This window comes from Pseudonocardia sp. CA-107938, from assembly GCF_050936315.1.
Lineage (GTDB): Bacteria > Actinomycetota > Actinomycetes > Mycobacteriales > Pseudonocardiaceae > Pseudonocardia.
Map to the genome: position 1 here is coordinate 2,559,021 of NZ_JBNJNA010000001.1, position 14,767 is coordinate 2,573,787.

Below are 14,767 nucleotides of genomic sequence, written 5' to 3' on the forward strand. Positions count from 1 at the left end.
TGGCGGCGTGAACGCGACTCCAGAAGCCGCCGCCGTGCGGGCCGCCGCCGAGCGGGCAGCAGCCGCCGCCCCGGGGGTGCGTGCGGCCGGTGGACCGGCCGTCGACGCCGCGCTGCGCACGATGGCGCAGCTGATCCGCGAGCGCGCCGACCGCGTGCTCGCCGCGAACGCGGCGGACGTCGCCACCGCCGAGGCGAACGGGATGGCGCCGGGCCTGCTCGACCGCCTGCGCCTCGGCCCGGAGCGGCTGGCCGACATCGCCCACCAGCTGGAGGTCCTCGCCGACACCCCCGAGCCGCCGGCCCAGCGCGAGGTCCGCACCCTGCCGACGGGGGAGCGGGTGTTCGAGCGGCGCGTGCCGGTCGGGGTGATCGGGGCGGTGTTCGAGGCCCGCCCGAACGTCACGGTCGACGTCGCGTCGCAGGTCCTCAAGGCCCGGTCGGCCGCCGTGCTGCGCACCGGAGCGGCCGCGCTGGGCAGCGCCCGGGCCCTGGTCGAGGAGGTCATCGCGCCGGCCCTCGACGCGCACGGCGTGCCGTCCGCGGCCGTGCAGCTGGTGCCCGTGCCCGGCCACGCCGGCGCCGACGCGCTGGTCGGGCTGCCCGACCTGGTCCCGCTCGTCGTGGTGCGCGGGAGCGGCGAGGTCACCCGCCGGCTGTCCGCCCTCGGCGCGGCCGCCGGCACCCGCGTGCTCGCCCACGCCGACGGCGGCGGCGTGCTCTACCTCGACGCGAGCGCGGCCGAGGCCGAGGTGACGCGCCTGGTCACCGAGGGCACCGACCGGCTCGGCGTGTGCAACCGGCTCAACCTGCTGCTCGTCGACCGGCCCGCCTACGACCGGCTGTGGCCCGTCGCGGAGAAGGCGCTCGCCGACCGCGGCATCACCCCCAGCCTGCCGCCGCACGACCACGCGCTCGGCCACGAGTGGGCGCTCGACTCGGGCAACGAGCAGCACGTCACCGTCACTGCCGTCGACGGCCCGGTGGCGGCCGCGCAGCTCGCCGCCCGCGAGACGTCCGGCCTGGCCGCCACCGTCTGCGCGGCCGACGAGGCCGCCGCCACCGCGTTCATCGACGCCTACACGGGCACCGGCGTCTTCTGGAACGCCACCACCCGGCTCCTCGACGGCTACAAGCTGCTCGGGCTGCCCGAGACCGGCATCAACGTCGACCACACGCCCGGCCCGCGCGGCCCGGTCACCTACGTGGACCTCTCGCTGCGCCAATTCGTGGTGCTACCGGCGTCCTGACGCACGCTCGGCGAGCGCGCCGACGGCGCCGATCAGCTCCGGCCCGCGCAGCAGCGCGAGGTCGTTGTGGTCGGCGCCCGGCACCTCGACGACCTCGACGGGTCCCGCGGCGGCCGCCGCGACGGCCCGGCTCAGCGCAGGCGGGACCATCCGGTCCGCCGACCCGTACACGACCGTCGTGGGCACGGAGATCCGGCGGAGTCCTTCGGCGAGCGGGTAGCGCTCCCGCAGCAGCGCACCCACCGGCAGGAACGGGTAGTGCGCGCGGCCGACGTCGGCGAGCTCGGTGAAGGGGGAGCGCAGGAGCAGTCCGGCCGGCGGGTGCTCGGTGGCGAGCTCGGTCACGACCGCCGCGCCGAGGCTCTCCCCGTAGTACAGGATCCGCCCTGGCGGCACGCCGAGGTCGTCGACGAGGTACCGGTGCGCGGCCCGCACGTCGAGGGCCAGCCCCTCCTCGGTCGGCGTGCCGGGGTTCCCGCCGTACCCGCGGTAGTCGAAGAGCAGCACGGACAGGCCGCGGGCCGCGAGCGCCGCGGCGAGCGGGGCGCGCACCGAGCGGTCGCCGGCGTTGCCGTTGGCGACCAGCACGGTGGTGACGCCGGCGGGCAGGAACCAGGCTCCGAGGTCGAGCCCGTCGGCGGTCCGCAGCGTCACGTCGCGAGCGCCGGGAAGGACGTCGTCGGCGGGCCGTATCGGCGATCCGGTCTGCGGGAAGTAGATCAACGCCCGCTGCCCGGCCCACAGCCCGATCAGGCCCGCCGCCAGCACCGCGACGACGAGACCGGTCCCGATGAGCATCCGCCTGCCGAGCGACGTCAACGCTGCGCGGCGGTCTCGGCCCGCACCTGCCGCGCGGTGGCCCCGAACCGTGCGCGGAACGCGCGGCTGAAGTGCGAGGCGTCGGAGAAGCCCCAGGAGAACGCGAGGTCGCCGATCGTGCGGTGGCGCAGCGCCGGGTCGCACAGGTCGGCGCGGACGGCGTCGAGGCGGCGGGCCCAGATCCACTCCGCGATCGACGCGGGCTCGCCGGCGAACGCGCGGTGCAGCGTGCTGACGGACGTGTGCAGCTGGGCGGCCAGCGCGGCGACGGTGAGCCCGGGGTCGCGCAGCCGGGCCGTGGCCGCTGCCTTGACCTCCGCCCGGCGGGCCGCCGCCGACGGTTCCGGCGCGGCCTGCCCGGCGAGCGAGCTGAGCCCCGCCACGACGATGTGCTCGACGCTCTGCGCGACCGCCGCCGCGGCGGCCGGTTCGAGCACCGCGATGTCAGCGGCCAGCGTGCGGATCATCTGGATCATGAGGTGGCCGGCGCCGCTCGCGCCGTGCACCCCGCGCGCGGTCAGCTCGTGCGTCGCGCTCAGCTGGGACCGCAGCGTCGGGCCGGGCAACATCAGGACGTACTCCTGGAAGTCGCCGGCGAAGTGCAGCTCGTAGGGCCGGGTGGAGTCGTAGAGGGCGAAGTCGCCGGGCTGCAGCTCCGCCACCCGGCCGTCCTGCACGATGTGCCCCACCCCGCGGGTCTGGATGCTGACCAGGAAGTAGTCCTCGGCCGCCTGCGCGATGAGCGCCGGCGTGCGCCGCACCCGCTGCGCCGTCGCCGTCACCTGGGAGAGCTCCAGCGTGGCCAGCGAGTCGACGCTGATGTTGCCGACGACGTCGGCCGTCGGGGTGTCGCAGGTGAGGCTGACGTACGCGTCGGAGACCGCGTCGTTCCAGTAGGCCAGCCGATCGCGCGCGTCCACCTCGTCGGTGGTGAGCAGGCGCGCCATGGATCGACGGTAGGGACGGTGCCTTCACCAGGCAAGATGTTGCGCCGTTGAGTCAACGAGGACGACACGCAGGGACCAGCGCCGGCGCCCGAACGCCGTCATCGTTGCCGGCCATGAGCATCCAGCACCCGAAGTTCACCGCGGCGGCCGTGCAGGTCGCTCCCGCGTTCCTCGACCTCGACGCCGGCGTCGACAAGGCGATCTCGCTCATCGCGGAGGCTGCCGCGAACGGGGCGTCGCTGATCGCGTTCCCGGAGACCTGGCTGCCGGGCTACCCCTGGTTCATCTGGCTCGACTCGCCGGCGTGGGGGCTGCAGTTCTTCCCGCGCTACCACGACAACTCGCTGGCCTACGGGTCTCCACAGGCCGAGAAGCTGGCCGCGGCCGCCCGGGAGCACCGGATCACGGTCGTCATGGGCCTGTCCGAGCACAAGGGCGGCAGCCTCTACATCGCGCAGTGGCTGATCGGCCCCGACGGCGAGACGATCGCGAAGCGCCGAAAGCTCAAGCCCACGCACGTCGAGCGCACCGTGTTCGGCGACGGCGACGGCAGCGACCTCGCCGTCCACGACACCCCGCTCGGCCGGCTCGGCGGGCTGTGCTGCTGGGAGCACCTGCAGCCGCTGTCGAAGTACGCCATGTACGCGCAGGACGAGCAGGTGCACGTCGCCGCCTGGCCGAGCTTCTCGCTCTACCGCGGCGGCGCGTACGCGCTGGGCGCCGAGGTCAACACCTCCGCCAGCCGCATCTACGCCGTCGAGGGCGGCTGCTTCGTGCTGGCCCCGTGCGCGACGGTCTCGCCCGAGATGGTCGAGCTCATGTGCACCGACGACATGAAGCGTCAGCTACTGCTCCCCGGTGGCGGGTTCGCCGGCATCTACGCCCCGGACGGGCAGCTGATCAGCAACCAGCTCGCCGAGGACGAGGAGGGCCTCGTCTACGCCGAGCTCGACCTCGGCATGATCTCGCTGGCCAAGGCCGCGGCCGACCCGGCCGGGCACTACGCGCGCCCGGACGTCACGCGGCTGCTGCTCAACAAGACCCCCGGCGACCGGGTGGTGCCGTTCAGCGCGCCCGGCGTCGAGATCGAGGACGGGTTCGAGGCCCTTCAGCCGCAGCGCGCGGAGGTCTGAGATGGAGTCGGCGATCCCCGGCCACCTGCTCATGGAGCGGACGCGGCACAAGCGCGTCCCGGACGATTACGCGCCGCCGTACCCGTCGTTCGTGGCAAGGTCTCGGCCAGCAGTGCGCCAGGTCGTGATGGCCTACCTGGGCCTGCAGGTGCGGACCGGGCAGCCGATGCTGGCCGGACTCGACGCCGCCCTCGCCGCCACCGACGGGCCGGGCCACCACGACCGCTCCACCCACGTCCGCCCGGACGGCATCCGCGAGATCGTCACGGCCGCCTACTGGGACGACCCCGCGGCCTTCGACCGCTGGCTCGCGACCCACGACGGGGAATGGCTCGACGTCCGCGACGGCAACGGCCGCTGGGCCGAGATCATCCGTCCGACCGTCCAGGAGCACGAGACGCTGTTCTCCTCCCTCGGCCGGCCGGAGGGCGTCGCCGTGATCGCCGACGGGATGTCCGGGGAGATCCAGGAGCACGCCTACTGGGGCGGCATGCGCGACCGGATCCCGCTGTCGCAGACCGACGCGCTCGCGCCCATCGGCGAACCCGTCGTCGAGGAGGACGGTGGCCGCGTGCGCATCCGCCCGGCGAGCGGCATCTGCCTGATCCGCTCCGGCCAGGACTGGACCGACACCGACGGCGACGAGCGCCGCATGTACCTCGAGGACGTCGAGCCGGTGCTGCGCGCGGGCATGGACTTCCTGCGTGACGAGGGCGCGGCGATCGGCTGCTACGCCAACCGCTACCTCACGGTCGTCGAGGACGGACGGCCCGTCGACCGCACGTTCGGCATGAGCTGGTGGCGGTCGCTCGCGCACCTGGAGCGCTGGGCGGAGTCGCACCCCACCCACGTCGCGATCTTCGGCGCGGCGATGCGCTACCTGTCCACGCTCGGCCCGGCAGCTCGTCTGCGGCTCTACCACGAGGTCTCCGTGGCGAGCGCCGACGAGCAGTCGTTCACCTACGTCGACTGCCTGCCGGGGACCGGGCTCATGGCGGTGTGAGCGGTCCGGCCGGCCACGACCGTCGTCCCGACCAGCGCGATCGCCACCAGCGCCACGAGCAGCACAGGCAGGGCCGCCGGCGGTGTGCCGAGGAGGCTGAGCAGCGCCCCGCCCAGGCCGATCAGCAGCGCGGTGCTGAGCTGGTCGGCGATCTGGGCAGCGGCCGTGTTGAACCCGACGTCGCCCGCCTCGGACTGCTTCAGCAGCAGGAACGAGATCGACGAGAACCCGAGGCCCATCCCGACGCCCGCGATCGCCCACGCGGGGACGGCCACCCAGGCCGGTCCCCACGTCGGCGCGACGAGCAGCAGCCCCGCCACCCCCGTCGCGACCAGGGCGAACCCCACCCGCAGCAGCATCGACCGCGACAGATCGGGATGGCGGCCCTGCCACGCCGAGGCGCTCGACCAGCCGAGCGAACCGGCGATCAGCGGGAGGCCGGCGACGGTCAGCGACCAGCCGTGGGTGCCGTTCAGCATCAGGGGGACGAAGGAGTTGGCGGCGAAGAAGGTGCCCGCGAGCATGCCGCGGGCCAGCACGACCGAGGAGATGCCGCGCCGGGCCGTCACCACGCCGCCCGGCAGCAGCCGCGACAGCGACGGCACGAGCACGACCAGCGCCACCACCGCTACGACGGCGGCGGTGCCGTCGACGTGCTCGCCGGCCCAGCTCAACGCCGTCACGCCGACCGCCGCACCGAAGGCGGCCGGCACCAGCCAGCGCCGTGCCGGGCGGGCGTCCGCGGGCGGGGTCAGCGCCCGCACCGCCGGCACCACGAGCAGCGTCGCCACCAGCGTCAGCGGGATCAGGCCGAGGAACACCCAGTGCCACGACCACGCCTCGGTCACCGCACCCGAGATCGGCGGGCCGATCAGCGTCGGCAGCACCCACGCCGACGACGTCAGCGCGAACACGGCGGGCCGGGCCCGTTCCGGGTAGACGACGGCGATCAGCACGTAGACCGCGACGCCGACCCCGCCGGCGCCGAGCCCCTGCAGCGCCCGCCCGCCGAGCAGCTGCACGAGGGTGGTCGCGCTCCCGGCCAGCGCCAGGCCCGCCATGAACACCAGCGGCGAGGCGAGCAGCGCGCCCCGTGGGCCGGCCCGGTCGCACCACCGCCCGACGAGCACCGTGCCGAACACGGCCGCGGCCATGAACGCGACGAACGGCCACGCGTACTGCGCGACCGCGCCGAGGTCGTCCACGACCGCCGGCATGGCCGTGCCGACCCCCATCGCCTCGAACGCGACGATGCTGATCAGCATCACGATGCCGATCGTGGTGGCGCGACGGTCGGGGGAGAACAGCTCGGCACGGACGGGGACGGTGGTGGTCACCGGACAAGAGTGACGGTTGAACTCGGGTGGAGGTCAAGCCCGTTCTCTGCGGGAGGTTAGATTCGAACCGTGCCTGTCGAACTGCCCACGGTGGAGCTCCACCGGGCCACCCTCCCCAACGGCCTGCGGGTGCTGATCGCCCCCGATCCGGCCACCCCGGTCGTCGCGGTCGCCGTGCACGTCGACGTCGGGTTCCGGTCGGAGCCGGAGGGGCGCACCGGGTTCGCGCACCTGTTCGAGCACCTCATGTTCCAGGGCAGCGAGAGCCTGGAGAAGCTCGCCCACTTCCGGCACGTCCAGGGCTCGGGCGGGATCTTCAACGGCTCCACCCACCAGGACTACACCGACTACTTCGAGGTGTTGCCGGCCGCGGCGCTGGAGCGGGCGCTGTTCCTGGAGGCCGACCGGCTGCGCGCGCCGAAGCTCACCGAGGAGAACCTGCGCAACCAGGTCGACGTCGTCAAGGAGGAGATCCGGCTCAACGTGCTGAACCGGCCGTACGGCGGGTTCCCGTGGATCACGCTGCCGCCGGTCCTCTACGACACCTTCCCCAACGCGCACAACGGCTACGGCGACTTCTCCGAGCTGGAACAGGCCACCCTCGACGACGCCGCCGCGTTCTTCGACACCTACTACGCGCCGGGCAACGCGCAGGTCACCGTCGCCGGCTACCTCGACGTCGACGAGACGATGAAGCTGGTCGAGAAGCACTTCGGCGACATCCCGGCCCGGCCGACGCCGGTGCGCCCGTCGTTCCACGAGCCGATCCCGGGCGCGGAGCGGCGCAGGTCGATCACCGACGCGCACGCGCCGCTGCCGGCGCTCGCGATCGGCTACCGGCTGCCCGACCCGGGCACCGAGCTCGACTCCTACCTGGGCCACGCCCTGCTCGCGTCGGTGCTCGGCGACGGCGAGGCCGCCCGCCTGCAGCGCCGGCTCGTGCACGGCGACGGCCTGGTCACCGACGTGTCCGCCGGGGCAGGGCTAATGGGCTCGCTGGACGCCCGCAACCCCGACACGTTCACCATCACCGCGGTGCACCCGGTCGGCGTCGAGCCCGACCAGGTCGTCGCGGCGGTGGACGAGGAGCTGGACAAGCTCGCGGCCGCAGGCCCGTCGGCGGAGGAGCTGGCGCGGCAGGTGGCGCGCTGGTCGGCGGCGCTCTACCAGGAGACCGACCGCGAGGTCTACCGCATGCTCGGGCTCGGCGCCCGCGAGCTGCTGTTCGGTCGCGCCGAGCTGGCCGTCGAGCTGCCGCAGCGCCTGGCCGCGGTCACGCCGGACCAGGTGGCCGCTGCCGCGGCGAACCTGCGCTCGGCCGGCCGTGGTGTCCTTCTCGTGGAGCCCAAGGGGGAGCAGTCGTGACCGTCGTGACCCACCGCAGCGCGGAGGAGATCGGCCGCACCGCGACCGGCCCGCGCCCGCTGCCCGAGCTGGGCGCCACCCGCGAGGTGCCGCTGCCCGACGTCACCGAGCACGTCCTGCCCAGTGGGCTGCGGGTGCTCGCCGCCCGGCGTGCCTCGGTGCCGATGGTGGAGCTGCGGCTGCGCGTGCCGTACGCGACGCAGGCGCCCGAGCACACGGCGATCGCCGAGGTGCTCTCGTCCACGCTGCTCGCCGGCACGGCCGGCAAGGACCGCGTCGCGATCGACGACGAGCTGGCCGGCGTCGGCGCCGAGCTGGGCGTGACCGTCGATCCCGAGCGGCTCGCCGTCAGCGGTTCCGGGCTGGCCGATGGCCTCACGACCGTGCTCGACGTGCTCGCCGACGTCCTCACGGCACCGTCGTTCGCCGACGAGGAGGTGGCCCGCGAGCGCACCCGGCTGATCGAGCGGCTCACCGTCGCGCTCGCGCAGCCGCGCACCATCGCGCGGGAGGCGCTGCAGCGCAAGCGGTTCGGCGACCACCCGATCACGCGGGAGATGCCCCGCCCGGAGGACGTCGAGACCGTCACGGCCGAGCAGGTGCGCGCGCTGCACGCGGCTGCGACCGTGCCGGGCGGCAGCATCCTCACGCTCGTCGGCGACATCGATCCCGACGCCGCGATCGCCGAGGTCGAGCGGGCGCTGGCCGGCTGGACGGCCGACCACGCCGCGTACGAGCTGGCCGCGCCGCCGCCGATCACGCCCGGCGACCTCGAGCTGGTGCACCGGCCCGGCTCGGTGCAGTCGCAGCTGCGGCTCACCGCGCCCGCGCTCACCCGCCACGACGACGGCTACGCCGCGCTGCAGCTCGCCAACCTGGTGTTCGGCGGCTACTTCTCCTCCCGCTGGATGGAGAACGTGCGCGAGGACAAGGGCTACACCTACGGCGCGCACTCGGGCACCGAGTTCGTGCCCAGCGGTGCGGTGCTCGGCGTCGACACGGACGTGGCCAGCGACGTCACCGCGGCCGCCCTGCTGGAGACCCGCTACGAGCTGGCCCGCATGGTCGCCGTCCCGCCGACGGCGGCCGAGGTGGAGTCGGCCCGCGCCTACGCGATCGGGTCGCTCGCGATCTCGCTCGACAACCAGGGCGGACTGGCCGGCACCCTCACCGGCCTCGCCGCGGACGGGCTCGACGTCGACTGGGTGCGCGGGCGCCCGGCCGCGCTCTCCGCCGTCACGGTCGACGAGGTCGCCGAGGCCGCGCTGCGGTTCTTCAGCCCGACCGCGTTCACCGGCGTCGTCGTCGGCGACGCGGACGTGATCGGGCCGCGCGTGCGGGCGCTGGGCGGCATCAGCTGATGACGTTCCGCCTGACGGCGCCGCTGGTCCTGTCGCGCACCGCGGTGTTCCGCGACGAGACCCTGCGCCTCGACCTGGCCCGGCAGGAGGCCGGCTGGCCGACGGCGCAGCTCGTCGTCGTCGACGACAAGGGGCGCACCCCCGTCGACGGCTCCCGGCTGCGCACCCGCGCCACCACCGGCACCACACCCACCGAGGGTGCCGTGCTGCTCGGTGAGCACGAGGGCGTCGCGTACTGGGGGATCCGCGGCGGCCCCGACCTGCTCGCCGGCGACGACCCCGCCGACTGGGTCGACCTGCGCACGGCCGCCGCCCTGCTCGACCCGCTCGGCGCCGGCCTCTTCGTCACCGCCTGCGCGGTGCTGAACTGGCACGACACCGCCGCGTTCTGCGCCCGCGACGGCTCCCCGACGCGCGTCGCGCTCGCCGGCTGGCACCGGATCTGCGCGGCGAACGGGCACGAGGAGTACCCGCGCACCGACCCGTCGATGATCTGCCTGGTGCACGACGGCGGCACCGGCCCGGACGCCCGGGTGCTGCTGGCCCGGCAGCCGGTCTGGCCCGAGGGCCGGTTCTCGGTGCTCGCCGGTTTCGTCGAGGCCGGCGAGTCGCTCGAGGCGTGCGTGGTGCGGGAGGTGCACGAGGAGGTCGGCCTCGCCGTCACGGACGTGACCTACCTGGGCAGCCAGGCCTGGCCGTTCCCGCGCAGCCTGATGATCGGCTTCCACGCGGTGGCCGACCCGGAAGCCCCCCTGCTCCCCGCCGACGGCGAGATCGCCGAGGCCATGTGGCTCACCCGCACGGAGGTCCAGGAGGCACTGGCGGCAGGCGACTGGGCAGCGAGCGGCGCACGCCTACTGCTGCCGGGCTCGATCAGCATCGCGAGATCGATGCTGGAGTCCTGGGCCGCCGCCTGACGACGTCACACACCGAGTGCGGTCCGCACACACGTTGCAGCATGTGTGAGGACCGCACTCGGTGTGTGACCTCGATGAGTTGTGCGGAACGGGCCCGCTGAACGGGGTCGGCTCGGCACCCTGTTGCTCATGAGCCTGCATCTGCGCCACGACCTGCTCCGCGAGGGCTTCTCCGACGACGAGCTGCGCAGTCTGCGGCGACGAGGGACGCTCTGCCCCGTTCGCCGCGGCGCCTACGTGCACGGTCCGCCACCCGCGGACGCCGTCGAGGAGCACCTGCTGAAGATCCGGGCGGCCACGGAGTACCTGTCGGAGGAGGCCGTGGTGAGCCACGTGTCGGCCGCCGTCGTGCACGGCCTGCCGACGTGGGGACTTCCGCTGGCTCGCGTCGACGTCACGCGGCCGGGGAGATGCCGTGGCGGTCGGCACGGCGAGCTCGTGCACGTGCGCACCAACACGCTCGATCCCGCCGAGGTGGTCGTGGTCGAGCGGATGCGGGTCACGTCGCTCGAGCGCACGGTCGTCGACGTCGGTCGGGCGGTGCCGTTCACCCAGTCGCTCGTGATCGCCGACGCGGCCTTCGCCCGTGAAGGCTGGGACGGCGAGCGCGCGTGGGGCCTGCTGGCCGCGATGCGGCGCTGGCCTGGCACCCCCGCCGCACGGCGCGTGCTCGAGTTCGCCGACGGCCGCAGTGAGAGCGTCGGCGAGACCCGCAGTCGGGTGCTGCTCGCCAACGCCGGACTACCGACGCCGGTGCTGCAGTGGTGCGTGCCGGGGACGCGGCACCGGTGCGACTTCGCCTGGCCGGAGGCCGGCGTGGTCGGCGAGTTCGACGGTCGCGTGAAGTACGGGCGCCTCCTGCGTCCCGGCCAGGACCCCGGCGACGCGGTGTTCGAGGAGAAGCTCCGGGAGGACGAGATCCGCGCGACGGGTCGCGCAGTGGTCCGCTGGACGTGGGCCGACCTCGACGCGTTCGGCCCGGTGGCGGCCCGACTGCGGGCACAGCTCGCGGCCCGCTGACGACGTCACACACCGAGTGCGGTCCTCACACACGCTGCAACATGTGTGAGGACCGCACTGGCTGTGTGACGTCAGGCGGCGAGCTTCTCCGCCACCACAGCGAACGGGGGGTTCGTCAGTGCCGTGCCGTCCGCGAACGTCACCGTGGGCACCGTCTGGTTGCCGCCGTTCACGCTCTCGACGAACTTGGCCGCCTCGGGGTCCCGCTCGATGTCGACCTCGTCGTAGGCGATCCCGGCCTGGTCGAGCTGCAGCTTGAGCCGGCGGCAGTAGCCGCACCAGGTCGTCGAGTACATCGTCAACTGCGCCATGCCCATGTCAACAGCGGTGCGCGGCGTTGTCATCCCCGGATGCGAGACTGCCGGTGTGACGCTCGACGGTCTGGACTCTGGACTCGATGCAGAACAGCTCGCCGCCGTCACCGCCCCGCGCGGCCCGGTCTGCGTGCTCGCCGGCGCGGGCACGGGCAAGACCCGCACGATCACCCGCCGCATCGCGCACCTGATCGCGACGGGGCACGTCGCGCCGGGCCAGGTCCTCGCGGTCACGTTCACGGCGCGCGCGGCGGGGGAGATGCGCACCCGGCTGCGCGGGCTCGGCATCGGCGGCGTGCAGGCCCGCACGTTCCACGCGGCCGCGATGCGCCAGCTGCGCTACTTCTGGCCGCGGGTGATCGGCGGCGAGCCGTGGCAGCTGATCGACCAGAAGCTGCGCGCGGTCAACCAGGCCGCCACCCGGCTGCGCGTGCCCACCGAGAACACGACCGTCCGCGACCTGGCGGGGGAGATCGAGTGGGCGAAGGCCAGCCTCGTCACCCCGGACGCGTACCCGAAGGCCGCGGCCGGCCGCGACACCCCGCTGCCCGTCGAGCAGGTCGCCGCCGTCTACGCGGGCTACGAGGAGCTGAAGAACCGCGCGCAGGTCCTCGACTTCGACGACCTGCTGATCCACGTCGCCGCCGCCTTGGAGGACGACGCGGGCGTCGCGCAGGAGTTCCGCGACCAGTACCGCTGCTTCGTCGTCGACGAGTACCAGGACGTCACGCCGCTGCAGCAGCGCGTGCTCGACGCCTGGGTGGGCGAGCGCGACGACCTGACGGTGGTCGGCGACCCCAACCAGACGATCTACACGTTCGCGGGGGCCACCGCGAAGCACCTGCTGGACTTCCCGCGCCGCTTCCCCGACGCGACGGTGGTGCGGCTGCACCGCGACTACCGCTCCACCCCGCAGGTCGTGTCGGTCGCGAACACGCTGATCAGCGGCGCGCGCAACCGGCCGGCCGGCAGCCGCACCCCGCTCACCGGCCAGCTGCCACCCGGCCCCGACCCGGGCTTCGCGGAGTGGGACGACGAGCCGGCCGAGGCGGCCGCCACCGCCGCCAAGATCCGGCGGATGATCGCCGACGGCACTCCGGCCAGCGAGATCGCGGTGCTCTTCCGCATCAACGCCCAGTCGGAGGTGTACGAGCAGGCGCTGACCGAGGTCGGCGTGCCGTACCAGGTGCGCGGCGGCGAGCGGTTCTTCCAGCGCCCGGAGATCCGGCGGGCGATGGCCACCATCCGCACCGCGGACGCGCCGGGCCCGCTCGTCGACGCCGTCCGTGCCGTGCTCGCGCCGATCGGCCTCACACCGGAGCCGCCGGGCGGTGCGGCGCAGCGGGCGCAGTGGGAGTCGCTGCTGGCCGTGGTCGAGCTGGCGGAGGAACTGGTCGCCGTCGAGCCGGCGGCGGACCTGCGGCGCTTCGCCGCAGAGCTGCAGGTCCGCGCGGACGCCGCGCACCCGCCGACCGTCCAGGGCGTCACGCTCGCCTCCCTGCACGCTGCGAAGGGCCTGGAGTGGGACGTCGTGTTCCTCGTCGGGCTCGCCGAGGGCACGCTGCCGATCCAGCACGCCGACGGCGACGACGCCGCGATCGAGGAGGAGCGGCGGCTGCTCTACGTCGGCATCACGCGGGCGCGGCGGGTGCTGCACCTGTCGTGGGCGCTGTCGCGGCAGCCCGGCAGCCCGCGCCGGCGGCGGCGCAGCCGGTTCCTGCACGCCCTGATCCCCGAGCACCACGCGGCGTCGCGCGTCGCCGACGACACCGGCCGCGGACGGGCGAAGCCGACGTGCCGGGTGTGCGGATCACCGCTGGTCGGCGCGGACGCCGCGCTGCTGCGGCGCTGCCCCGGCTGCCCGGCCGACGTCGATGTGGAGCTGCTGGAGCGGCTGAAGCTGTGGCGCAGCTCGGAGGCCGCGCAGCAGCAGGTGCCGGCGTTCGTCGTGCTCACCGACTCGACGCTCACGGCGATCGCCGAGCAGCGACCGGCCGACCGGGCCGCGCTCGTCGCGATCCCCGGCATCGGCGCCCGCAAGATCGACCGCTACGGACCCGCCGTGCTGGCCCTCGTCAGCGACGAGTAGAGCGCGCAGTGACCGGCTGACCACCCGATCGATGGATCGTTTCATTGATCTGGGAAGTATCTCGTAAATAGCTTGTGCGGGTCGTGGGCCCACCTTACGGTGGACCCACGACGAGCTACCCGGCCCGTCGTCTGCCATGCCTCGAGCGCCTGAAGGAGGTGCAACTCCGATGATCCCGATGACCGAACTGGTCGCCGCCGCACCGGCCGCGCGCCTCCGAGCGTCCCTGGGTAGCGCCTGGGCGTACACGCGTGGGCAGAAGCAGCCGGTTCCGTCCGTGATCTTCACGGGCGGGTTCACCGTCGATCACAACAGCACAGGTGTGTCCGCAGTGGAGCATCGCTGGCGTCCATGACCCCAGCACCGGCTCCGAAAGAACCGAGGCCGCGGACCCCACAAGGGATCCGCGGCCTTTTTGTTTGTCCTCCCTGATCACCACATGATCACTACCAACGTCGGAGGTAGACGTGCTAGTGCGATCCGTTCCGTTGGACGGCGGAACGATCCTTCCCGAGCCGGTCGGTGGCGGCCTGGGCACCTTCCTCGAGGGTGCCCCGGACGTCGCACAGGAGCTGCCCTGCCGCTCCGGTGACGCCGACCTGTGGTTCGCAGAGGCTCCGGTGGAGCTCGAGCGGGCCAAGGCGCTGTGCGCCGAGTGCCCCGTCAAGGCCGAGTGCCTTGCGGGTGCCCTTTCCCGCGGTGAGCCGTGGGGTGTGTGGGGTGGCGAGATCTTCGAGCGCGGGGCCGTGATCCCGCGCAAGCGGCCGCGCGGCCGGCCGAGCAAGGCCGACCTGGCCCGCGACGCCGCGTACGCCGCAGCTCTCTCCGCCTGATCTACCCCCTGTCCGACCAACCATCCATCCCACGAGGAGTCCGCAATGAACCCGCAGCTCGACGGCATGAAGCACGTACGACCCACGTCGGAGCCCGGTCTTGAAGGAAACGTCATGTTGCTGCACGAAGCCCTGGCACGATCTCGAATGCATGAGGCCCAACAGGCCGCAGCGGAATGGGCGCTCGCCCGCGAACTGACCGCGGGTCGCCGGTGGGAGTGGCTCGCCCGCTTCGCCGAGCGGCGCGCGGTGCGTGCCCGCGCCGTTGCCCACCGCGAGGTGGGCATGTCCGCACGAGGGCTGCGCAGCGCCGTCTGAGCGCTGCCCCCTCACAACGACGGCGCCCCGATCCTCCCGTGGTCGGGGCGCCGTCGTGCGTG

Annotated in this window: 14 protein-coding genes; 10 read left to right on the forward strand and 4 right to left on the reverse strand. The window is 73.8% G+C overall.

Features of this window, described 5'->3' with window-relative positions; all coding sequences use genetic code 11:
- Positions 1-7: 7 nt before the first annotated feature.
- Entirely contained in the window at positions 8-1,249 is a 1,242-nt protein-coding gene (locus ACQEVB_RS12965) for an aldehyde dehydrogenase family protein (RefSeq protein ID WP_432969589.1), read from the forward strand.
- Here ACQEVB_RS12965 and ACQEVB_RS12970 read toward each other — a convergent pair.
- Both ACQEVB_RS12970 and ACQEVB_RS12975 read right to left on the reverse strand, forming a co-directional pair.
- Complete coding sequence (locus ACQEVB_RS12970; RefSeq protein ID WP_432969592.1) at positions 1,235-2,047, reverse strand: alpha/beta hydrolase; 813 nt, start codon at positions 2,045-2,047, stop codon at positions 1,235-1,237. The two genes, ACQEVB_RS12965 and ACQEVB_RS12970, sit on opposite strands and share 15 nt — an antisense overlap.
- 17 nt (positions 2,048-2,064) lie before the next feature.
- Complete coding sequence (locus ACQEVB_RS12975; RefSeq protein ID WP_432969595.1) at positions 2,065-3,015, reverse strand: helix-turn-helix domain-containing protein; 951 nt, start codon at positions 3,013-3,015, stop codon at positions 2,065-2,067.
- Positions 3,016-3,128: 113 nt separating this feature from the next.
- Here ACQEVB_RS12975 and ACQEVB_RS12980 point away from each other — a divergent pair, with 113 nt between their 5' ends.
- Both ACQEVB_RS12980 and ACQEVB_RS12985 read left to right on the forward strand, forming a co-directional pair.
- On the forward strand, positions 3,129-4,148 hold the full coding sequence (locus ACQEVB_RS12980) for a carbon-nitrogen hydrolase family protein (RefSeq protein WP_432969598.1): 1,020 nt from the start codon (positions 3,129-3,131) through the stop codon (positions 4,146-4,148).
- A 1-nt stretch (position 4,149) separates the two neighbouring features.
- Positions 4,150-5,151 (forward strand): phenylacetaldoxime dehydratase family protein, encoded by a 1,002-nt coding sequence (locus ACQEVB_RS12985; protein WP_432969601.1) that lies wholly within the window; start codon positions 4,150-4,152, stop codon positions 5,149-5,151.
- Here ACQEVB_RS12985 and ACQEVB_RS12990 read toward each other — a convergent pair.
- Positions 5,109-6,488, reverse strand: coding sequence for an MFS transporter (locus ACQEVB_RS12990; protein WP_432969604.1), 1,380 nt, complete (start codon positions 6,486-6,488; stop codon positions 5,109-5,111). The two genes, ACQEVB_RS12985 and ACQEVB_RS12990, sit on opposite strands and share 43 nt — an antisense overlap.
- Positions 6,489-6,569: 81 nt before the next feature.
- Here ACQEVB_RS12990 and ACQEVB_RS12995 point away from each other — a divergent pair, with 81 nt between their 5' ends.
- The 4 genes from ACQEVB_RS12995 (at position 6,570) to ACQEVB_RS13010 (ending at position 11,151) form a co-directional block, all read left to right on the forward strand.
- Entirely contained in the window at positions 6,570-7,853 is a 1,284-nt protein-coding gene (locus ACQEVB_RS12995; protein WP_432980325.1) for a M16 family metallopeptidase, read from the forward strand.
- On the forward strand, positions 7,850-9,214 hold the full coding sequence (locus tag ACQEVB_RS13000; RefSeq protein WP_432969607.1) for a M16 family metallopeptidase: 1,365 nt from the start codon (positions 7,850-7,852) through the stop codon (positions 9,212-9,214). Before ACQEVB_RS12995 ends, ACQEVB_RS13000 begins: the two co-directional genes overlap by 4 nt.
- Positions 9,214-10,131, forward strand: a complete 918-nt coding sequence (gene nudC, locus ACQEVB_RS13005; protein ID WP_432969610.1) for an NAD(+) diphosphatase — start codon at positions 9,214-9,216, stop codon at positions 10,129-10,131. The genes ACQEVB_RS13000 and nudC overlap by 1 nt, the downstream gene beginning before the upstream one ends.
- Positions 10,132-10,260: 129 nt before the next feature.
- A complete protein-coding gene (locus ACQEVB_RS13010; protein WP_432969613.1) occupies positions 10,261-11,151 on the forward strand; it encodes a hypothetical protein in 891 nt (296 codons plus the stop codon).
- A gap of 71 nt (positions 11,152-11,222) precedes the next feature.
- Here the strand turns inward: ACQEVB_RS13010 and ACQEVB_RS13015 are convergent, their stop codons facing one another.
- Entirely contained in the window at positions 11,223-11,495 is a 273-nt protein-coding gene (locus ACQEVB_RS13015) for a mycoredoxin (protein ID WP_432969616.1), read from the reverse strand.
- Positions 11,496-11,517: 22 nt separating this feature from the next.
- Here ACQEVB_RS13015 and ACQEVB_RS13020 point away from each other — a divergent pair, with 22 nt between their 5' ends.
- From ACQEVB_RS13020 to ACQEVB_RS13030, 3 genes are all read left to right on the forward strand, one after another.
- A complete protein-coding gene (locus ACQEVB_RS13020; RefSeq protein ID WP_432969619.1) occupies positions 11,518-13,554 on the forward strand; it encodes an ATP-dependent DNA helicase UvrD2 in 2,037 nt (678 codons plus the stop codon).
- A gap of 467 nt (positions 13,555-14,021) precedes the next feature.
- On the forward strand, positions 14,022-14,387 hold the full coding sequence (locus tag ACQEVB_RS13025; protein ID WP_432969622.1) for a WhiB family transcriptional regulator: 366 nt from the start codon (positions 14,022-14,024) through the stop codon (positions 14,385-14,387).
- A gap of 45 nt (positions 14,388-14,432) precedes the next feature.
- On the forward strand, positions 14,433-14,705 hold the full coding sequence (locus tag ACQEVB_RS13030; RefSeq protein ID WP_432969625.1) for a hypothetical protein: 273 nt from the start codon (positions 14,433-14,435) through the stop codon (positions 14,703-14,705).
- The last annotated feature ends 62 nt before the right edge of the window (positions 14,706-14,767 follow it).